This is a genomic window from Nakamurella alba (assembly GCF_009707545.1).
In the GTDB taxonomy this organism is placed as follows: Bacteria; Actinomycetota; Actinomycetes; order Mycobacteriales; family Nakamurellaceae; genus Nakamurella; species Nakamurella alba.
In genome coordinates this window covers 318,281-339,276 of the sequence record NZ_WLYK01000005.1, presented here as the reverse complement: position 1 = coordinate 339,276, position 20,996 = coordinate 318,281, and the positions used below count along the sequence as shown (strand labels likewise).

13 protein-coding genes are annotated in these 20,996 nt (G+C 72.2%); 7 read left to right on the top strand and 6 right to left on the bottom strand.

Translation table 11 applies throughout. From position 1 onward, the window contains the following. Positions 1 to 66: 66 nt before the first annotated feature. Positions 67 to 1,293, bottom strand: coding sequence for an EAL domain-containing protein (locus GIS00_RS13615; RefSeq protein ID WP_154768970.1), 1,227 nt, complete (start codon positions 1,291 to 1,293; stop codon positions 67 to 69). Between the two features lie 326 nt (positions 1,294 to 1,619). Between GIS00_RS13615 and GIS00_RS13610 the strand changes: the two genes are divergently transcribed. From GIS00_RS13610 to GIS00_RS26925, 7 genes are all read left to right on the top strand, one after another. Further along, on the top strand, positions 1,620 to 2,402 hold the full coding sequence (locus GIS00_RS13610; protein ID WP_196073273.1) for a sigma-70 family RNA polymerase sigma factor: 783 nt from the start codon (positions 1,620 to 1,622) through the stop codon (positions 2,400 to 2,402). A gap of 295 nt (positions 2,403 to 2,697) precedes the next feature. After that, positions 2,698 to 3,309 (top strand): hypothetical protein, encoded by a 612-nt coding sequence (locus GIS00_RS13605; RefSeq protein WP_154768968.1) that lies wholly within the window; start codon positions 2,698 to 2,700, stop codon positions 3,307 to 3,309. Next, positions 3,306 to 6,377 carry a hypothetical protein gene (locus tag GIS00_RS13600; RefSeq protein ID WP_154768967.1) on the top strand — a complete coding sequence of 1,024 codons (3,072 nt, stop codon included), beginning with the start codon at positions 3,306 to 3,308 and terminating at the stop codon, positions 6,375 to 6,377. The genes GIS00_RS13605 and GIS00_RS13600 overlap by 4 nt, the downstream gene beginning before the upstream one ends. Before the next feature lie 198 nt (positions 6,378 to 6,575). Next, positions 6,576 to 10,169, top strand: a complete 3,594-nt coding sequence (locus GIS00_RS13595) for a tubulin-like doman-containing protein (RefSeq protein ID WP_196073272.1) — start codon at positions 6,576 to 6,578, stop codon at positions 10,167 to 10,169. Between the two features lie 369 nt (positions 10,170 to 10,538). Next, on the top strand, positions 10,539 to 12,224 hold the full coding sequence (locus GIS00_RS13590; RefSeq protein WP_230313538.1) for a purine-cytosine permease family protein: 1,686 nt from the start codon (positions 10,539 to 10,541) through the stop codon (positions 12,222 to 12,224). 180 nt (positions 12,225 to 12,404) lie between these two features. Continuing rightward, on the top strand, positions 12,405 to 15,281 hold the full coding sequence (locus tag GIS00_RS13585) for a hypothetical protein (RefSeq protein ID WP_154768965.1): 2,877 nt from the start codon (positions 12,405 to 12,407) through the stop codon (positions 15,279 to 15,281). Between the two features lie 5 nt (positions 15,282 to 15,286). Then, complete coding sequence (locus GIS00_RS26925; RefSeq protein ID WP_196073271.1) at positions 15,287 to 16,300, top strand: hypothetical protein; 1,014 nt, start codon at positions 15,287 to 15,289, stop codon at positions 16,298 to 16,300. Here GIS00_RS26925 and GIS00_RS13575 read toward each other — a convergent pair. The 5 genes from GIS00_RS13575 to GIS00_RS13555 form a co-directional block, all read right to left on the bottom strand. Then, positions 16,229 to 16,882: a GNAT family N-acetyltransferase gene (locus GIS00_RS13575; protein ID WP_154768964.1), complete on the bottom strand. Its 654-nt coding sequence runs from the start codon at positions 16,880 to 16,882 to the stop codon at positions 16,229 to 16,231. The genes GIS00_RS26925 and GIS00_RS13575 overlap by 72 nt on opposite strands. Then, a complete protein-coding gene (locus tag GIS00_RS13570; protein ID WP_154768963.1) occupies positions 16,879 to 17,451 on the bottom strand; it encodes a helix-turn-helix domain-containing protein in 573 nt (190 codons plus the stop codon). Before GIS00_RS13570 ends, GIS00_RS13575 begins: the two co-directional genes overlap by 4 nt. A 31-nt stretch (positions 17,452 to 17,482) precedes the next feature. After that, positions 17,483 to 19,261 (bottom strand): META domain-containing protein, encoded by a 1,779-nt coding sequence (locus tag GIS00_RS13565; protein WP_154768962.1) that lies wholly within the window; start codon positions 19,259 to 19,261, stop codon positions 17,483 to 17,485. Then, positions 19,258 to 19,770 carry a sigma-70 family RNA polymerase sigma factor gene (locus GIS00_RS13560; protein WP_154768961.1) on the bottom strand — a complete coding sequence of 171 codons (513 nt, stop codon included), beginning with the start codon at positions 19,768 to 19,770 and terminating at the stop codon, positions 19,258 to 19,260. Before GIS00_RS13560 ends, GIS00_RS13565 begins: the two co-directional genes overlap by 4 nt. A gap of 228 nt (positions 19,771 to 19,998) precedes the next feature. Beyond that, a complete protein-coding gene (locus GIS00_RS13555) occupies positions 19,999 to 20,895 on the bottom strand; it encodes a hypothetical protein (RefSeq protein ID WP_154768960.1) in 897 nt (298 codons plus the stop codon). Positions 20,896 to 20,996 lie beyond the last annotated feature (101 nt).

Below are 20,996 nucleotides of genomic sequence, written 5' to 3'. Positions count from 1 at the left end.
AGACCATTGCGATCAAGAACAGTGCGATCAAGAACAGTGCGATCTAGAACAGGACGGGCGGGCACCCTACGCCGGCTGCGCGTCCGGGACCCGGGTGAGCAACGCCCGGGCGATCGACACCACGAGGTCGCGGTCGTGCGAGAGCACGTAGCGGAAACGTCGCTCGAGGTCGGGTCCGCCGTCGCCGAGATCGCGTGCCGACAGCACGGAGGCGAAGTGTGGGGCGAGGACGAGCACCGTCCACTCGCCGCGCACCGGGTCGTCGGGGTCCAGATCGACCCCGCGCACACCGGTCGCCGGCCGCGGGCCGATGCCCTCGCCGAAGGCCGCGGCCAGGGCGGCGACCCCGGCGACGTACTCCCACCGCAGCGCGGTGTGCGGGGTGAAGTGCCGGACGTGCTGGAAGGTGCCGAGCATCAGCACCGGCTGCACGCTCTGCGCCGCCATCTCCAGGTACTTGCTCATCTCGATCAGCAGGCGCTTGTCGGCGAGCAGCTCCTCACGGCCGGCCGCCGCGAGTGCGTAGGGCGACGACGCCCGGGTCCGCCGCCGGGGCTCGTCGCCCAGCTGCAGGAAGCGGTGCCGGGCGTCCCACCGGGCCCGGACGTGGTGCCGGCCGCGGCCCACCGTGGCCCCCATCGCCTGGGCCGCCCGGTGCCGGCCGGCGTCGTCGACACCGGCCGCCATCACCACGGCACCGGTGCGCTCGGCGTGGGCCGCGACCGCGTGGACCAGCTGGGCGGTGGCCAGGTCGCCCGATCCGGCGATCGCCTCGGGCTGCAGGATCAGCAGGTCGGGCTCCAGCAACGGAAGCAGTGCCAGGCCGCGGGCGTCCTGCCCGACCCGGTCCACACCGATCGACCATCCCTGGGCGCGGGCGTGGTCGACCAGCCGGACGATGCGCGCCGGATGGCCGAGCAACGCATCCTGCGGCAGTACCAGCACTCCGCGGTCGACGCCCAGATCCGCGGGGTCGGGTGCCTGCAGCAGGGTCTCCGCGTCGACCTTGATCAGCACCGGCAGCCCGGCCGGCAGCTCGGCCCCGGCGATGGTCGCGGCAGCACCGGACCAGCGTGCGGCGTCGAGCTCGGCCGTCATCCCGGTGTCGCGGGCGGCGGACTCGAGCAGATCGGGATCCGCGAGTGCGGATCCTGCCGGGCCGGCAACGACCACCTCCACGGCCACGACCTGGCGGTCGGACAGTCGCACCACCGGGACCAGACCGGTCCGTACGGCCTCGCTGCCGAAGATGTCCTCCAGCTGGTTGTCGCCGTCCGGCAGCAACACCGACATGGGCGTTCGTCCTCCTGCAGTTCACTGCACTCCCGGCCCGCCTGCCCGCTGAAGCGCTGCCGGACCGCATGCTCCCACAGCCGTCGGCCCCACCCGGGATCCAGCACGTCAGGCCATCGGCGAATGATCACAGAATGATAACGGGACCGTCCGCGAGTGCTGCTCGTCGACACCGAAGATCACGATCCCGGAGCGATCGCCGTCGCCCGCCCGCGATCGCTGGGAGTCCGTCCGGCACCGCAGCAGACTCGGGAACGGACGACGACCGTCGGGCGGGCCGGATGTGTTCCGGCCGCAGGCGGCCCCCCCGGGAAGGAGTGCTGGACATGGACACGATGGTGCTGGAGCACTCGCAGGTCGCGCCCGGGCCGGGTCAGGACGACGAACGCGGCACCGAGCTGATGGAGCGACTCGCCGCCGCCGCGGCCACCGGTGGGAGCGCTCTCGCCGCCGCGCAGGACGACGTCATCCAGTACTACTTGCCGGTGGCGGGGCGGATCGCCCGCCGGTACTCCAGGCGCGGCGCACCCGTCGACGACCTCGAGCAGCAGGCCCGGCTCGGGCTGGTCCAGGCGGTGCAGCGCTGGCAGCCGGACCGTGCACCGAGCTTCCTCGCGTACGCGGTACCGACGATCGAGGGGTCGGTCAAGCGATGGTTCCGCGACCACCTGACTATGGTCCGCCGGCCGCGAGCCACCCAGGAGGCGGCGCCGCTGATCCGTCGGGCCCGCGAAGAGCTCGCCCACTCCCTCGGGCGTGAGCCCGACGACCACGAGGTCGCCGCGCGGGCCGGCGTCGCCCTCGAGCAGGTCAGGGAGTCCGACCGGGCCGGGGTCACCTGCAACCCGGTGTCGCTGGAGTCGCAACTGCTGCCGGATGCGCTCGTCGGCGCCGGCGACGGTCGGCTGGAGCGGGTGGAGATCCGGCGGGACCTCGCCTCGGCCTGGACCGTGCTCACCCTGCGGGAGCGGCGGGTGCTCTCGCTCCACTTCTGGGACGACCTGAGTCAGGCCGCGGTCGGCGAGATGATCGGGGTCAGCCAGATGCAGGTCAGCCGGATCATCAGCAAGGCCGTCGGGAAGTTGTCCGCGGAGCTGTCCGTGGCCTGAGCCGCCCCCGGGCCGACCGTGCTTGCTCCGGTCGGTCCCGCTCGGTACCGGTCCGGCCCTCGGTCGTCGGTGGTGGTGTCGCCGGGAGGACACCACCACCGGCTCCTTCCCGTCACCCCCTGTTCGCGGGTGTGTCCGGTTCACCCCGCGCGGACCGGCCGCTCCGTTAGTCTGCGCACTCAGCAGCGCCCGCGATCGAGGCGATCGAGGTCAGAGGGTGCCGCGCGGAGGCGGACGTCCGACGACCCCGGCCCACCCGCGACAACGGCATCCCGACCCGGGGAAAGAGGCATCCGTGTCCTGGTCAGGACCGCCCGGCGATTCCGGTGCAGACCCACGCAGCGGATGGGGTGCACCGCCCGGTGGCGCGCAGTCCCCCTCGGGGACACCGTCCGGTGCGCCGGCCGGCCCCGGTTCCTGGGGCGCACCGCGCTCCTCCCCCGGCACGGGCGGCTGGGGGCAGGGCGGGACCAGCGCGGGCTTCGGCTCCTCCGGCGGCAGCGGCTGGGGCGGGGCGCCCGGGAGCGCGACACCGGCCGCGCCGCCCGGCTGGGCGGCCGGGTCACCGGCCCCCGCAGGATCCGGTGACCCCGGGACCGCGACCCGTCCGCCGCTGGGTCTGCTGTGGGCCGCGATCGCCGGCCCGATGATCGGCGCGGTGCTGCTCGTGCTGTCGGGGTGGGGCTGGAACGTCGCCGGCTGGGCGCTGGCGGTCGTCGGCGGTCTCGGCATGCTGGTGGTCTTCACCTCGATCGACCTGCGGCGGCGGGCGAGTCCCTGGTACCTGGCCAGGCCGGGGTCGGTGGCCGGGCTGCGGCTCGCGGTGGCCGCGGCGGCGATCGTCGTCGCCGGCGTGCACGCCTACCTGCTCGCGGACTTCGTCGCCCGGCTGGACGTGTGGGCATGACCCGGGTGCTGCGGCTGCTCGCCGTGCTCGGGGCCGCCCTGATCGCGCTCGCGGTGCTACCCACGGGTGCCGGCGCGGTGACGCCGGGTCGCGTGGGTGCCACGGCCGCTCCGGCCGCGGAGGGCAGTGACCCGCTGGCCGCGCTGAACTCGTGCCTGGTCGCCAACAAGGCCGGTGACGTGCTGATCCTGCTGGACGTGTCCGGCTCGGTGTCGGGCAACGACCCCACCGGCGCCCGCATCGACGCGGCCAAGGCGCTGCTGGCCTCCCTGGCCGGCCGGATCGCCGATCCGGAGAGCGAGATCAACGGCGCCGCGTTGTCGGTCGCCATCGCCGGCTTCGGCGAGACCGTCTTCCAGGGCGGCCGCGAGGTCGACCCGGCCGACGCGGTCTGGTCACCGCTGGACGACGCGACGCTGCCCGCGGCCCAGCAGGACCTGGAGAGCTACCGGTCCAGCTTCCCCGGCAAGGAGACCGACTACTGGACCGCGATGAACTGGGCCGCCGAGGCGGAGGAGGCGCACGCCGCCGCCTCCGGGACCCCGGTGGCCGACGGCTGCCACCTGGTCTTCTGGTTCACCGACGGTGCCTACCTGATCGACCCGCGGGACGATGAGGACCGGTGGGGAGACACCACCACCAAGGACACACCGTGGCTGCCCGGCGGGGTGTCCCCGGCCGGCACCCAGGCCGAGGCGGACGCCATCCGCGACTCCGGCACCGAGGACTTCTGCCGCGCCGGCGGACTCGCCGACCGGTTGCGGTCCGACGGGCTGGTGATCGCCGCGGTGGGTCTGGGCGCCGACGACACCCAGTTCGAGCTGATGCGCCGGATCGCCGAGGATCCCGACGGCAACTGCGGTGACCTGCCGGCCACCGGGGTGTTCGACCGCGCCGACGTCACCACCCTGTTGCCGCTGATCGAGGGTCTCGGGTCCAGCGACACCCAGGGCGAGATCAGCACGCTGCCGGTGTGCCAGCAGCAGGCCTGCGAGCGCACCCACAAGTTCCGTCTCGACTCCTCGCTGCGCACCGTGCACATCGTCGGGGTGCCCAGCGTCCCCGGCCTGGTGGTGGAGATCCGCGGACCGGGCGGCGGCAACGCCACGATCGAACCGGTCGCGGCCGGTGCCACCGGCGACCCGGGCACCGCCGCCGTCGACGACGTGCAGATCTCCTACCAGTGGATCTCGGACAAGCAGCTGACCATCGACATGGTGCGGCCGGCGGAGACGGCGAACTGGACCGGCGAGTGGCAGGTCACCTTCATCGACCGGCAGGGCGACAACCCGGACGCCGTCGCGTCGACCAGGGTGTCGCTGTCCGCGGACCTGGCTCTCGGCGCCCCGGACGCGCCGGCCGAGGTGCAGATCGGCACCGACTACACGCTGCCGCTGCGGCTCACCTCGCTGAACGGTGGCGAACCCCAGGTCGGCGACCCCGCGCCGGCGTTGGCGAGCACGGTGGTGCTGCAGCCGTCGGCCCCGGGTGCGGCGCCGGTCGAGGTGTGGACCGGCGACGCCGGTGATCTCACCGACGCCGGCGTCGTGTGGAAGGGCGTCCCGTCCGGCACCCCGCTGGGCGCCGCCACCCTGCGGATGACGCTCGCCGTCACCACCGAGACCGGCATCGAGCTGGACCCGGTGGTCCGGGAGATCCCGGTGACGGTGGTCCCGGCGCCGGGGACGCCGACCGTCGGTGCGGCCGGCGTCGACTTCGGCGCCCTCGAGGGTCTCGGGACGGCGTCGGCGTCGTTGCCGGTGACCGGTCCCGGTTGCGTGTGGGTGGAACCGGCGTCCGCGCTGCAGGCCCATCCGGCCGGGGTCACCTCGGTGGCGATCGGCGGCACGCACACCTCGGCGGGCAGCTGCCTACAGCTCACCGAGGGTCAGACCGGATCGCTGCCGCTGACCGCGACACCGTCGGCGGAGGGCAACGGCGGGGTGCGCGGGCAGGTGGTCGTGCACCTGATCCCGGAGGCCTCCGCGGGCGGCGGCACCGGTGCCGAGGCGACCCAGTCGGTGCCGTTCACGCTGGGGCTGACCCGGTCCGCCAGCGCTCCGGTGGTCATCGGCGTCTTCGTCGCCGCCCTGGTCGTCGGGATCGGGCTGCCGATCCTGGTGCTCTGGCTGACCCGGCGGCTCGCCGCCCGCTACCCGGAGGACGTCGAGCTGTCCGCTGTCCGCATGCCGGTGATGGTGGGGCCGCGGTCGATCACCACCCACACCGGCGGCGTGCCGACCCTGCCCTCGACCTGGGGCGTGGTGCCGCCGCCGACCGACGGCCGGCGCACCCTGCAGGTCGAGGGCATCCGCTGGCGGGCCCGGACCGGGCCGCTGTGGTCCTCCGCGCCGGGGTACTCCCAGGCGGTCGACCGGCCCGGCAGCGGCGGACAGGCGCCGTTCACCGGCGGGCCGGAGCACCTGGCCCGGCTGCCGCTGGCGGTGCAGGGCACCTGGGCGGTCCTGGTCCGGTCGCTCGACGACCTGGCCTCCGGAGCCGAGGTGATCGCCGCCGATCTGCTGCTCATCTCCGCCCCACGAGCCGACGCGGAGACCCGGAACCGGCTGCTCGGTGACGCCCTCGGCCAGGCCCCCGGGGTGCTGGGCGACCTGCGCGAGACCGTCCGGCAGCAGCGCGGTTCCGGCTCCGGGCCCGGTGCCGGTGCCGGTGCTGCCGGCGAGCCGGTGCCGGCCGGTGTCCCGCGGGCGCCGGAACGCGAGCTCGGCGGCCCCGCGCCGACGCCGGGCTGGGGCGGCCCGACAGCCGCACCGTCGCCGGGTGGCTGGGGGCAACCCGGTGCCCCGGCGCCGGCTCCTTCTCCGTCGCCGGGGTGGGGCTCGGTGCCACCCGCGGGTCCGTCGCCGCAGCGTCCGGCCGACGCCACTCCGCCGTCCGGGACGCCCGCGGCGCCCGGGTGGGGATCGGTCCCGCCACCTGCGCCGACCCCACCCGCGCAGACTCCGCCGCCGCAGGCTCCGGGCTGGGGTGATCAACCGCAGGGTGGCGGTTGGGGTGACCCCGGTCCGGAGCCCGGTGGTCCCACCGGGTGGGGTTCCGGCCGCTGACCCGGCAGCCGGGGTCGTGCACCGGCTGTCGTTGTTCCTCGGTGACCGGACCTCGCGGTGCAGGTGCCGGCGGTGCCCTTCGGGCGGAACGGGCGCCGGAACCGGCACTTCCCCGGACGCGACGCAGGGTGACCAGGCAGACTGACCCGCAGGACGAGCCCGCCGGCGTGCGGGGGAAGTGAGCAGCAGATGCGAAGGATGTTCGTCGTCGGTCTCGGCGGATCCGGTGGCAAGACGTTGCAGTTCCTGATGGACCAGCTGCGGAACGAGCTGCACGCCAAGGGCTGGACCGACGACACGCTGCCCGCGTCGTGGAAGTTCGTGCACATCGACGTGCCGCAGGTGCCGGACGGCGTCGGCGAGGGGCTGCCGGACACCGTGCCGCAGCAGGGCGGCACCTACATCCCCGTGGTCACCACCCCGAACGCGACCTACACCCAGCTGGACGCGGGCGTGGTCGGCGGGATCCCGAGCATGGAGGAACTGGTCGGCTGGCGGCCGGACCCGCCGGAGAACGTCGGCGTGACCATCCAGCTGGGCGCCGGCCAGTACCGCGCGGTCGGCCGGATGCTCACCCTGTCCAAGACCGGCCAGATCTTCGAGCGGCTGACGGCGCTCGCCGGGGAGATCAACAGCCCGGCCGCGCACCGGGACGCGGCCCGGCTGCGATCACTGCTGTCGCTGCCCCCGCAACCCATCTCCGAGTCGATGGTCATCGTGGTGTCGTCGCTGGCCGGCGGCACCGGTGCGTCGATGACGCTGGACGTCTGCAACCTGCTGCGCAACATCCAGGGCATCCCGGGCGACCGGTCCATCGCCTTCCTGTACGCCCCGGACGTCTTCAACAAGCTCGACGAGGGCGCCCGGCAGGGCGTGAACGCCAATGCGCTGGGCACGATCTCGGAGATGCTCTCGGCCCAGTTGAACAAGACCCAGCCGTGGACCGACGCCCAGTGGCAGATCTACCGCGCGTCCGGCGCCCCGTTCCGGCCCGGCCGCGGCCCGTTCGCGGTGTTCGCCGTCGGGGCCTCGGCCGGCACCGGGATCACCCCGTTCGGTAACGGGGCCAACGACATCTACCGAAGCATGGCGCGCACACTGGTGCCGCTGCTGATGTCGGAGAAGATGCAGAACGACCTCGAGGGCTACACCACCACCAACTGGGAGACCATGGCCGGCCTGGTCGACAAGTCCCCGCTGGCCTGGAAACCCAGTGGGCCGCAGGCGGTCCAGCTGCTCGGCGGCATCGGGTCCGGCCGCATCTCGCTCGGCCGTGACCGGTACGAGGAGTACGTCGCGCAGCGGCTGGCCCGCATGTCGGTGGAACGGCTGCTGCGCGGCCACCAGACCGACGCGGTCCGCCAGGGCACCCAGACCGACCGGGAGGCCATCGATCTCATCCGTTTCGGCGAGTACATGAACTTCCTGCGGGCGGCGGGCCTGCCGGCCATCGATCCGTCCCGGACGGACATCGAGGCGCTCTCGGGATGGGTGTCGACCTTGATCCCGGTCGCCGAGTCGCAGCGACTGGCCGACCAGGCCACCGGCTCGATCGTGCCGATGCTGTTCGGCCAGGTGTCGGCGCTGACCGGCAGCCAGATCGCCGCCCGGCTGGACCAGAACATCGAATCCCTGGCCCTGTCGCTGAAGAACCAGGCCGACGAGGCCGCGCGCGGCGCCGCGGGACGCTGGGTGACGAGCTTCCAGTCCCACGTGGAGACCGGCGCACTCCGGGTCGCCGGGCGGCGTGGTCTGCCGGTGCTGCGGGCGGTGCTCCAACAGTTCCGCGACGAGATCACCACGTGGTCCGGTACTCTCCAGGAGTGGTCGACGAGACTGCCGTCCCCGACCGGACTCTCGCAGCAGGCGACGGCATCTTTCGCCCAGGAGAAGGCACAGCTCGGTCCGCAGCACCCACAGCTGCAGGACGCATTGCGGCAGATCAACGGCGGCCTGATGACCATCGCGGTGCAGTCCGGCGCCGCCATGCTCGCCGACCTGCTGCGGGAGGCGACCACCCGGGTCCTGGAGCCGCTCCTCGCGGCCGTCGGCAGGGCGGAGAACGACCTCACCGTGCTGGAGGAGAACGTCGCCGGGTCCAAGGCGGTCGCCTCGGTGCGGACCGAGCAGGTCACCCACTGGCCGGAAGGTGACGCTGTCGCCGCCCGCTGGTCCACCGCCACCAACGAGGTGCTGCTGGAGCCGGCGGCGGAGTACCCGGCCCGGTTCGCCGACCACATGCGCAAGACCTTCACCCTCACCGAGATGGTCTCCCGGCAGAAGCCCACCGACGTGGAGTCGGCCCGGATGGCGGCGGAGGAGGTCATCACCTTCTTCGACGCGGGACCGATGCTGCCGCAGGTACAGGCGGCCGACCGGATGCCGGCCTTCGACCCGTCGACCGGCTCGCCGACCCGGATCGGCCGGCAGGCGACCTGGTGGCCGCAGAAGCTCGGTATCCAGCAGCAGCCCGCCGACGCCGTCTACTCACCACAGTTCACTCCCGCGGAGCTGCTGGCCGGCGCCCGCGAGTGGGTCAGGCGCCCCGGCAGCGAGTTGCGCGAGTTCGTCCGGCAGGGCATCCGGGCGGCCTGGCTGCGGCCGGACGCGCAGCGGTCCGGCCCCGAGCAGGACCGGTTCGAGCAGGAGTTCACCGCGAAGTTCTTCGAGGCGCTGGACAAGTCCGCCCCGCTCGCCTCGGTCAACGAGGCGATGGTGCAGGCGATCCACGACAAGCCGAACGTGCAGATCACGTACCAGTTCTCGGAGATGCCGTTCGCCGGGATGCGCGGGATCGTCGACCGGATCGTGCAGCGGCTGCGCGCCACCAACACCATCGACGACCTGCGCGCGGTCGAGGCCTTCACCAACGCCGCGAGCTCCACGGTCGACCAGCCGTCGATCGACATCCAGGGCATGTTCGCCCAGCCCTACTCGCCGCTGGTCTTCAACTCGCTGATGGATCCGGTCCGTGGGCAGTGGGTCAGCGCGAGTGCCTCGCAGCGGGCGGCGTTCTGGGACAAGCGGCGGTCCCGGGTGCTGCGCGACTTCCTGCCGGTGTCGCACGACTGGATCCGCACCTTCGTCACCGGCTGGCTGGTCGGCCGGGTCACCGGCGAGATCGTGGTCCCGGGTCAGCTGGACAGTTCCCAGGTGGTGCGGGTGTTCTCGCCGGCCCCGCTGGGCCAGGGCGGTACCTGGCTGGAGTTCGGCCCGCGGCTGCTCGGCGTCGCCGGCATCAACATCGACGCCACCGGCTGGTCGATCCCGGCGAAGGTGCTGGAGTCGCTGGCGCTCGCGGTCGCGCTGTGCAACGGCGACCCGACCCTCAAGGCGCTGGCGCCGTACGTGGCGGTACGCAAGCTCGGCGAGCGGTATCCGCAGGAGGGCGCGGACGGTCAGTACCTGCCGGTGAACCCGGCGCTGCAGGCGTGGATCACCGACGGCCGGTCCCGGTCCGGGATCGCACCCCAGGTGCTCGACGAGCTCAAGGCGTCCGGCGACCCGCTCGCCGACGCCCGGGCCCGGCGGGACCAGGTGCTCGAGTGGATCGCCGGGGTCGGTCAGGACTTCGAGCCCTACCGCAACCTGCCGGTCCGCCGCAGCAACTGGAAGGACGTCGAACCCTGGTGGGAGATCGTCGATTTCCTGCTGGCCGGCGCGGCGGAGCTGGACGGCGTGGCACGTGACGAGAAGTTCCTGACCCTGGTGTCGCGGGCCGCGCCCGAGACGCCGGTGTGGTCCGCCGGCGAGGACGAGCCGCCGCCGGCCAAGCCCCGCTCCCGGGCCTGATCCGACAGGTTCGCTCTCGGTACCGGAACTGCCGCATGCCCGGAGGTGGATGAGCGGCGGGACTCGAACCCGCGACCACCGACGCGGCTCGTGTCACGTCTCCTTCCTGTACCCTGCTCGGCTGCGGTCGGTCCGGCCCGCCGGTCGGGCTGCGGGCGGTCGGGGCGGGGTCGGTCGGGCTGCGGTCGGTCAGGCGATCCTTCACGGCCGGCCGACCCGGTGCGGCTGAACGGGTGGAATCCTGCGCGTCGCGAACAACGTGATCTTGAAGCAACGCTGCGTCATATCGCCGTTACGGAATCTCCCTACTGTCCGCCGCGTGCGGTCGTCGACGCGCACGCGGTGACAGCGCCCGACAGGGGAGGCCGTATGTCCGATCTCGTGAAACCCGGTACCGCCGACCAGGCCGCCGATCTCGAGGAGGCGGCCCGGGCGACCGACGCCGTGGTGCTCGAGGCCGACCAGGCCACCAAGGAAACGCTGGAGGACTACACGCTGCGCTTCGCGCCGCGGTCCTACCGGCGCTGGAGCACCGGTGTGGTGGCGGTGTCCGCGCTCGGCGGCATCGCCTACCTGGCCGACTTCGCCATCGGCGCGAACATCGGGATCTCCTACGGCACCGGCAATGCCCTCTGGGGCATCGGCGTTTTCGCGTTGGTGATCATGCTGACCGGCTTCCCGGTCGCCTACTACGCGGCCCGCTACAACATCGACCTGGACCTGATCACCCGCGGCTCCGGGTTCGGCTACTACGGGTCGGTGATCACCAACGTCATCTTCGCGACGTTCACCTTCATCTTCTTCGCGCTCGAGGGTTCCATCATGGCGCAGGGTCTCGAGCTGGGACTCGGGATACCGCTCTGGCTGGGCTATGCCATCTCCACCCTGATGGTGATCCCGCTGGTCATCTACGGCATGAAAGCCCTTGCCAAGCTGCAGGTCTGGACCACACCACTGTGGCTGGTGCTGATGGTCGGTCCCTTCGCCTACCTGGTGATCTCCGATCCGGACTCGGTCGGCACCTTCCTCGCCTACTCCGGCAACTCGGGTGGCGGGGTCAACTTCGGCTCGATCATGTTGTGCGCCGGGGTGTGTCTGTCTCTCATCGCCCAGATCGCCGAGCAGATCGACTATCTCCGTTTCATGCCGCCGAAGACGCCCGAGAACAGTGGGAAGTGGTGGCGCGCGGTGCTGCTGGCCGGACCGGGGTGGGTGATCTTCGGCGCGATCAAGCAGATCGTCGGCCTGTTCCTGGCGGTCTACCTGATCGCCAACATCGTCGACGGCGCCGCGGTGGCCAACGAGCCGGTGCACCAGTTCCTGGAGATCTACCGGAACATGATGCCGCAGTGGCTGGCGATGACCCTCGCGGTGATCCTGGTGGTCATCTCGCAGATCAAGATCAACGTGACCAACGCCTATTCCGGTTCGCTGGCCTGGACGAACTCGTTCACCCGGGTCACCCGCCGCTACCCCGGCCGGCTGGTCTTCGTGCTGGTGAACCTGGCGATCGCGCTGATCCTGATGGAGGCCGACATGTTCAGCTTCCTCAACACGATCCTGGGTTTCTACGCCAACCTCGGCATGGCCTGGGTGGTGACGGTCGCGACCGACATCGCGATCAACAAGTACCTGCTGAAGCTCTCGCCCAAGGTGCCGGAGTTCCGCCGCGGCATGCTCTACGCCGTCAACCCGGTCGGTGTCGTGTCCGTGGTGGTGTCCGGCGGCGTGTCGATCATCGTGTTCTTCGGCGGTTTCGGGTCGTGGATCGAGCCGTACTCCCCGGTGGTCGCCGTGCTGCTGGCGCTGGTGCTCACCCCGCTGATGGCGGTGCTGACCAAGGGGAAGTACTACCTGCGGCGCACCGACGACGGCATCGACCTGCCGATGTTCGACGAGCACGGCAACCCGTCCGGCGCAGTGCTCACCTGCCACGTCTGCCGGCAGGAGTACGAGCGGCCGGACGTCGCCCGCTGCGCCACCCACGACGCGATCGTCTGCTCCCTCTGCCTGTCCACCGACAAGGTGGGTGACCACCTGCTGCCGGCCCAGTAGCGGCAGGAGGAGCGGCGGGGCCGGGGACGGGAACGTCCGTCTCCCGGACGGCGAGGTCCGGCTCGACTACGGTGATGTCGACCGGTGGGCCGGCCACCGGCGGGATCGGCCGACAGCACCGACAGCCAGGCGCGCAGGCGCCGGCGCCGGTGGTCTGCGTCCGGACGGAGGACATGACCTGTGGCGACGGTGATCGTGGTGGCCCGGTTCTCGTCCCCCGCCGTGGCGGACGTGCGTGCGGTGGTCCGTGACTGGACCGCCGCGGGACTGGTCGTCCCGCCGCTGTGGATCGACGCGGACACGCTGCCGGCGTCCGGTGCCGATCGGCACGCGGAGACCGGCTCGTCGCTGGTCGGGTACGAGTCCACCGCCGAGGGCGACCGCCCGGTGGCCGTCAGCACCTGGTTCGCCACCCGCGGGGTGGATGCGTCAGGGACCGGCGTGCGGCTGGTCTGTCTGCAGCCGATCTCCGCCGCGGGCGAGGCGGTCCCGCAGGGCGCCGTCACCGGCGTGCGTGAGCGGATCGCCCTGCCGGCGCTGCAGATCCTGAACGTCCTCTCGCCACGTCCGGGCACGGTCGACCTGCCCGACGAGATCATCTTCGACAGCCATCGGAACGTGCTGCTGCAACCGGTCGACGCCGAGGACCCGGCCGCGGCACCGGTCGAGGTGGACCGGGCCGGCGCGCTGGGCATGCACACCGCCGCCGGGCTCTGCACGGTCGCCGGACTCTGGCGGGGGGTCGACGGAGCCCCGCACGACACCGACCACCCGTGGGCCGGACGGCGCCTGCAGGTGGCTCGCACCTACCTGCGCCGGCTCGACGGGTCGGACGTGCTGGACGGAATCGCCCGTGCCGTCCTGGACGACGGCGTGCACGGCGGACTGCCCGCGGCCCGGGACGGCCAGGGCAACCCGATGCCGGTGGTGGCGCCCGACCAGCGGGTGCCGACCGCCGAGCAGGCCGCCGCGCAACTGGTGCGGTCGACCCCGGTGGCCGTGTACGTGCCGCTCCCACCGCCCCGCGAACCCGCCCGCAAGCAGATCACCCCGGGTGCCGCGCTGCGCGACTTCTTCTCCTTCCTCGGCGGGGCGCTGGTGAAGGCCCCCGGCGAGTGGGTGCGGCGCCGCGTCGAGGGCTTCCAGCAGGGTGTGTCGACCCGGCTGACGCAGGCGCTGTACGGCGAGGCCGGCGCCTACGAGGTGGTGATGGGCCGGCGGCCGGGCCAGGCGCCGGACGTACAGGCCGCCGCCGACGGGGCGCTCTACCTGGTCCGCGCGCTGTCGCCCGGGTCGGAGCTGCCCACCCCCGACGCCCAGTCGCTGTGGCGGGGTGAAGTGTCGGTGGCGACCGCGTTGCTCGACGGGTCGAGCACGAGCCTGGTGGAGATGCCGTCCCGCGGGGCCCAGCGGTTGCTGATCGGGGATCCGGCCGCGGTCGCGCCGCCTCCCGGCCGGGAGCCGTTCGTGGTGCCGGCCGGGCTGCTCCGTACCCAATCGGCGCTCAGCATCCCGGCCAACGATCCGTATCTGGCTCATCAGGTGCTGTCCGAGTTGACCGCTGTCGAGCACGCCGCCCCCAGTTGGGGCGGCGCTTCGGTGCCCGGGCCCGGGGGTCCTCCGCACGGCGGTCCCGGCTGGGGAGCTCCCCCGTCGACCGGCTGGGGTGCGGGTCCGGTGCCCGGCGGCCGGGCGCCCCAGGCGCGCGCGGCCCAGGCCGGCATGGTGGCCGGTCAGCTGCGGCAATGGATCGAAAGGTCCAGAAGTTTCACGTGGAACATCAGCGACTCGATCGCCTCGGGACTCCGCGCCGCGCAACAGGATCAGGCGCAGTTGCTGAACGTGGCGGGCTCCGAGGAGCTGTCGGCGGCCCAGGACGCGGCGGAGCAGGAGGCGCGCAGCACGCGGAAGAAGATGCTCGGCTGGGTCCTCGGGTTGGCGCTGGTGACGGTGCTGGTGGTGGTGCTCGCGGTCACCGGCGTGCTGGGCGGCGCCCTGCTGGCGATCATCGCCGTGGCCGTGCTGCTGGGCTGGCTGATCGGCGCGCTGGTCACCTTCGTCCGGTCCAGTCGGCGCTACTACCAGATGATCCATGCGCTGGACACGATCTCGGCCCGTCGCAGATGGGCCGACGAGAACAGCCTGCAGGTGCCGATGGCGATCCTCCGGCTGGCCGATGTGTACCGGCGGTCCCGGCAGTGGGCGACGGCGATCTCCGCTCTCGTGCACGACCCGTTCAGCCGGGACGCGCGGTCCGGATCAGCGGCCGACGGCGCGGTCCGGCTCACCGGTGACCTGCCGTTCGGCATGGCCCTCGGTCATCTGCCGTTCGCCGAGCACGCCTATCGCGAGGAGATCTTCCGGGCTGCGGCGACCACCCTCGTCCCCGGCTGGTTGGACACCACCGAGACCTCGCGGCGGTCGTTGGCGCTGCTCCCCCGGTCCCGACAGACCGGGGTCCGGGAGGAGGACGTGGTCTGGAACTCGGACGGCAGCGAGCACTCCGCGCTGCGCGCGCTGCTGGACGCCCAGCAGCAGCCGGACTTCCGGCGGGCGAACGCCGATGGCGCGATGGGCTGGCTGACCGGGCATCTCGAGTCGGTCGGATTCGACATGAAGGACGCGACCATCGACGCGGGCGCGGTGCAGAGGACGGTGCACGCCTCCGAGTTCGTCCAGCAGCTGGTCCGCGCCTCGCCGGTGCCGTCGCAGGAGGGGGTGTCGGCAGCCGGGGTGCAGAGCGGCGCCGCCGACGTCGTGCTCACCCACTTCTGGGGTATCCCCGGAAGATCGGGCGAGGTGACGGACACGGCGCGCGACGGGCGGTCGACCCTGCGCAGGGTGGTCGTGCACCCGGTACCGCGGCGCACCGGCCGCAGCCTGCTGGACCAGCAGGTCGTCCGGTGCGACCTGACCCGGATGCTGTCGGCCGGTGAGTTGGTGTACTTCCGGAGCTCGGCGGCCGGCGGTGACGAGGGACCGACCGCGGTCGGGCCGTCCGGGGTCCCGGCCCCGGACGGGACCGGTCCGCTCCCCACCCCGCGCTCCCGGGCCTGATCGACGTGTGGGACACCCTCACCGGCCTGGCCGGCCTGCTGTTCCACTCGCTGCTCACGTTGTGGCTGGCCTCCGCCTTGTTCTGGGCGGTCGCCGGGGCGGCGATCGCGAGCTGGGGCCGGCTCCCGGTGCTGATCGGTGTGGCGACCGGGCTGGTTCCGGTGCTCGGCGGGGCGGTACTCGCGGTGATGGCCGGTGCCCGCCGCGGTGCGGACATGGCGCCGCAGCTGTCCCGGCTCGGTGATCCCTCCGGTGGCCCTGCGATTCCACCCGGCAGCGGACCGGGCTTCGGCCACGGGACCGCTCCCGGCTGGGGTGGCGGAGCCGTGCAGGGCTGGGGCTCGGCGGGTCATGGTTGGTCCGCAGGTCCTGCCGCGGGGCAGCTCCCCGGATCCGCGCCGTCGGCGGCGAGCGGCGGGCCGGGCCAGGGAGCAGGTTGGCCAGGCCAGGGACCCGGATGGTCGGGGCAGCCTGGTGCCCCGGGCGGTTCGGGACAGCCGGGGTCCGCAGGGCCGTGGTCGCAGAGCCCGGGTGGGCACGGAGCTGCCCCGTCGTCCCCGCCCCGCCGGAACGGGATCTCTGTGCTCGCGATCCTGCTCGGCGTCGTCGGTGGGCTGGTGGTCATCGGGTTCGCCGCGACGCTGTTCCTGTCGTGGTTGACCCCGTCGTCCGGTCCGGTCGGCGCCTTCGACGTCGGGCTGGGCGTTCCGCTGATCGTCACCTGTCTCGTCGGAGTCCTCTGCGCGGCGGTCGTGTGGCGGGCGCCGCGGCGGTGGGCGGCGGTGCTGGCGGCATGGTTCGCCGCCTGGTGGTTCGTGATCGGGATGGTGGCGGTGACCAACCCGGACGACCTGGCCGCGGTCTTCGGCGACTCCGCCGACGTCGCCGTGCAGGCGGACGTGCTGGGCGCTGCGCTTCCGGTGGTGCTGACGACCTCGATCGGCGGGCTACTGGTCGCCGGCGGGTTGGTCTACGCTGCCGGCCTCTCCACCGAGCGCTGGACCCGCGGGGTCCGCTGACCCGAGCAGACCGACCTCCCGGAGAACGCCCTCGTGGAACAGGTCGGTGGTCAGGTCCTTGTAGAAGACGGTGGTGCTCTTGTAGGTGACGCCGTCGGGATTCAGTGCGAAGTGCGGGATCTCGCCGACGGGTGTCCACCCCATCCGGGTGTACAGCCGCTCCGCGTCGCCACCGGTGGTGGTGTCGAGGACCAGCAAGGTGCGACCGAGCTTGATCGCCCGGAACTCGAGGATCCGCATCAGGATGGTGGCGAGGCCGTGGCGCCGACCGCGGCGGTGCACCAGCACCTTGGCGACATCAGCACGGTGCGGCTGGTTCTCCGGCAGATCCAGCAGCAACTGCGCCGTTCCGACGATGCCGTCCGGGTCCTCGGCCACGGCGACGAGTCGGCGCCCGGCGTGGACGTCGTCGGCGACCTTCGTCCAGAAGGCGATGGCCTTCTCCCGGGTGATCGGCAGCAGGAAGCTCACCGATGCGCCGCCCTCGACGCAGTCGACGAGAACATCTGCGAGGTCGCGGATCTGGTCCTCGTCGATCCGCCGCAGTGTCCTGGTGCGGATGTCCCCGGCGCGGTAGTTCATCGCTCACTCCCTCCCGGAGCAGGTGCCACCAGCAGGTAGCGGGCGGGACGGTCGGTGGTGTTGCGGAAGACGGTGGTGGCGGTGCGCCGGACGGCCAGGCAGTCGCCCTTGCGCAAATGGTGCACCTCGTCGCCGTGCCGGAACTCGATCGCCCCGTTGAGCACCCAGAACTGCTGCTGAGAGCCGGATGTCGGCTCCGAGTCGTAGTGGATCTCGGCGCCGGCCGGGAACTCTATCTCCACCAGCTGCACCCCGATCCCGGGGACGGCCGGCGAGACGATCCGCCGCGTGTACCCGGTGGCAGGGTCCTGCCAGACCGGTTGGTCGGCGCGCCGGGCCACGGGGTCGGCGACCGGCGCTGCCTCGAAGAAGGACGAAAGTGGGACGTCCAGGGCGGCGGCGATCCGGTCGAGCACCACCGCGGTGGGGCTGCTGCCGGCCCGCTCGATCAGCGACAACCCCGACCGGCTCACGCCGCTCGCCTCTGCGAGCGCGTCCAGGGACAGTCCCCGCTCGGCGCGCAGGGCACGCAGCCGGGCGGCGATCCGCTCGTTGACCCGGCTGCTCATGCCTCCAGTCTACTGGATAGAGGTGACATTCTTATGGGGAAGTCCACAGGAAGGGCCGGCCGACGAAGGTATTCGTGCTCCCGTCGGCGCGTGCCAGGGTCACGGTGACAGCGGCCCGGTACCGACATCCAGCTGTCAGCCGGTCCTCGTCCGCGTAGCACAGCGACGTCGGCAGATGATCGACAGCACGCACCAGGTCCCCTCCGGCGGGCAGTGCGACGGCACTGCCCAGGCCCACCACTCGTTGCACGGACATCAGCGGGGGCCCGAAGCCTCCGCGCCCGTCGCCGCCGGAGTTGCCGAACAGTGCGATCCCCACCGATACGACGGTCTGATCGCTGTCCGATCCGTTGCGCAGTTCCACGGATGTGCCGGAGGTGCTCTGTTGCACCGTGACCGACATGCCCACGGCCTCCAGCCCCTGGTAGGCGGTGGAGCACGCTCCGGGATCGGTGGGAGCCGGGCCACCGTAGGTGGTCGGCTCCGGCGCGATGTACCGGAAGCGGTCGCCGAGGAACTCGCCACCATCCGGCATCATCAGCAGCGGCGCCGCGAGATAGGACCGGCCGGGCTGCAGTTCCGTGCCGTCGCACAACCCCCTCGGCCATCCCCCCACACCGATCGACGACGATGCCCCGGGCGCCACGTCCACCTCGGCGACGGACGCAGCCGGTTCGACCGACAGCGAGATGATCCGGTCGCGGTCGTCGACCAGCACCAGGAGGGCCCTCCCGTAAGACCTGGTCTCTCCGCCGAGATTCAGGACTGTCACCTGGCCGGATGTCCCGAGTTGTTGCACTGCAGTGGATGTTGCGACGTCGTCGGAGTCGGCGACGGTGCTGCCGCAGTACCTCGAGTACGTCCCTGCCGGCAGCGCCATGGGCTGCTCCGGTGACGACCGCACGGCCAGCAGTTCGGTGACGAGACCGCTCCGGTTGTCCGTGAGCGTCAGCGTGGCGCGATCGGCGCGGAAGGAGAAGGTCCTTCCCGCCCAGTCGTCGATGGCCGACCACTCCGGTCCGTTACATCCCGCCGGAAGCGCAGCAGCATCCCGGATCACCAGCTGGTCCCCTGTCGAGGTCCAGGTCGTGTCGTAGGAGCCGCAGTCGTCGACGACCCGCAGCGTGCCGTCGTCCGCGAACGTGATGTCGGGCCCGGCGCCGCTCCCGCCGATGTGCCAATGCCGGCCGAGCCAGGTCGGATGGCGGAAAATCATGATGGTGCCGGCGATCTCGATGCGTAGTGCCGAGCCGACCACCTCGATGCCGACCGGCCGCTGCTGTCCCGGCGTCCCGTCGGTGAGTTCCTCGAGAGCCTTCCAGGCCGCGGGATCCATGAAGCAGGCGTTGTCGGTCGTGGGGTTCCACCGAAGGGTCAGCCCCGAACCGGCAGCGCTCCAGCTGCCCGAGCCCGACGCGCACGGGAGAAAGATGTCCGCCCGCCCGCCGGAGCGCAGCACCATCGACCAGGTCTCGGTCGGATCGCTCCTTGTCCCCTCGATGATGACCGAGGTCAGCACCCAGCGCACATCGGTCAGGCCTGCGGGAATCGTTGACGTGACCTCGGGAGTCGTTGAAGCGGTGGTTGTTCCGGAGATGTCGGACGTCGGTGGTGGGGCCGCGTCGGTGCGGATCAGCAGTCCGGTGATCGCGATCAGCACCACCACAGCAGCCGAGAGGACCACTCGCGGCAGCCTCGACGGCCGCGGCCGGTCCGTCGCAGTCGATTCGACCGCCGCACGCACCGCCTCCAGGTCGGGGCGGAAGCGCTCCCGGTCCCTGAGAAGGGTGCGAAGTTCCGTCTCGTTCACGGCTGATGCCTCCCTACCCGCGGCTGTGATGGTCCGGATGCCTGGACAACGGCGCGGAGCTGCTGCAATCCGCGTGAGATGAGTGTGCGGACTGCACCTTTCGAACAGTCGAGAGCCGCGGCGATCTCCTCGTCCGGCAGGTCGAGGTAGAACCGCAGCACCACCGCCGCCCGCTGCCGGTCGGGAAGGCCGTCCAGCATGTCGGCGAGCTGGTCACGGTCGTCGACGCGTGACGGGCCGTCGTCGTGGTGCAGACGTTCCGGCGGTTCGTTCGTCGAGAAGGTCCTCCGGCGCGCGGCTGTGCGGCGCGCGTCCAGGAAGGTCGTCGTGATGACCCGGCGTGCGTACCCCGCCGGTGATGCCATCCGACCGATCCGGTCCCACCTCAGTTGGACGGTGATGAGCGCGTCGACCAGTACGTCATGCGCGGCCTGCCGGTCCCCGGCGAGTACACCCGCGTAGTTGCCGAGAGCCGGGAGGTGCAGGTCGAGGAACTCGTCGAACGTCACCGATCCCTCCCCGATCCGACCCGACGCGTGCACCCCGACAGAACGTCACGACGCGGCTGGGTTGTGTCTCCGGCCGCCGGACGGGCGCACGGGCACGTTCCGTTGCATGCCCGTGCGCCGTCGACTGTCCTGCGCGTGGGAAGTTGCCGCGAGTGGGACTGGTGAGACAGGAGTCGCCGACTTCGTACGCGCCTGCGATGAAGATCCTCGCGCCGGGTGGGGGGTGGGTCAGGCGGTGACGGCGGAGAGGAGGCGGTCGGCCAGTTCGGCGACGCTCTCACCGGGCCGCAGCGCCACCACGGTGCGCGGGCCGGGCGGGACGGCGGCGGAGGTGGGCGCGGCGGCGGTGACCACCACGCCGATGCGGCGGCCGGCGGGCAGCGGGACGGCCGCGTCGGTGATCAGCCAGACGACGTCCCCGTGCGCTGCGCCGAGCAGTTCGCTCGGGGTGCCGGTACGCCAGCCGGCCTTGCCCACGGCAGCGGCCACGGCATCGGAGGCGGGGTCGTGGATCGGCAGGGTGATCCGGTCGGTCCAGGATCCGGCCACGAAGGTGACCGTGACCGCCGACATCCGGCTGCGGGCGGCCGCGCCCTGCACCGCGGACAGCGCGGTGGCCAGGCGACCGTCCGCCACGGCAGGCGCCATGCTGGCGGAGATGTCCACGACCGCGGCGACCCCGGAGGCATCGGTGACGCCACCGACCGGTGCGCGCTCCCGGAGCGACGACTCGTCCCGGGCGGTGAGCGACAGCCGGCCGTTCTCCGCGGACAACGTCAGGAAGGCCCAGGTCTCCCCCTCCCGCGGGGTGGCGCCCGGGTGGGACCAGGTCTGCTGCGACGCACCGAAACGGGTCACCGTGGCGCCGACCGCCCGGTGCCCGGCCATCGTCGCCAGGATCGTCATCTCGCCCGGGATGCCGTCGGTCCTGATCAACAGTTCGCCGACGGTGGCGGTGGGTCGCAACCACTCCAGCTGACCGTTCCGCGGGTGCCAGGTCTGCGGCGCCTCCGGGGAGCCGTACCGCACCTCGACCGCATCGCCGGGCTGCAGTCCCTGCACCCGCACCGAGATCGACGGTCCCCCGTCCACCACCAGCACCTCGCCCAGCTTCAGGAACTGCATGACGGACGTTCCTCCCGATGCGACTGCGCGACTGCGTGCGGCACTGTTCCCGGTGATCCGGTCGAAGCCCACACGTGGGTGACCGGCCCGCGTGCAGACTA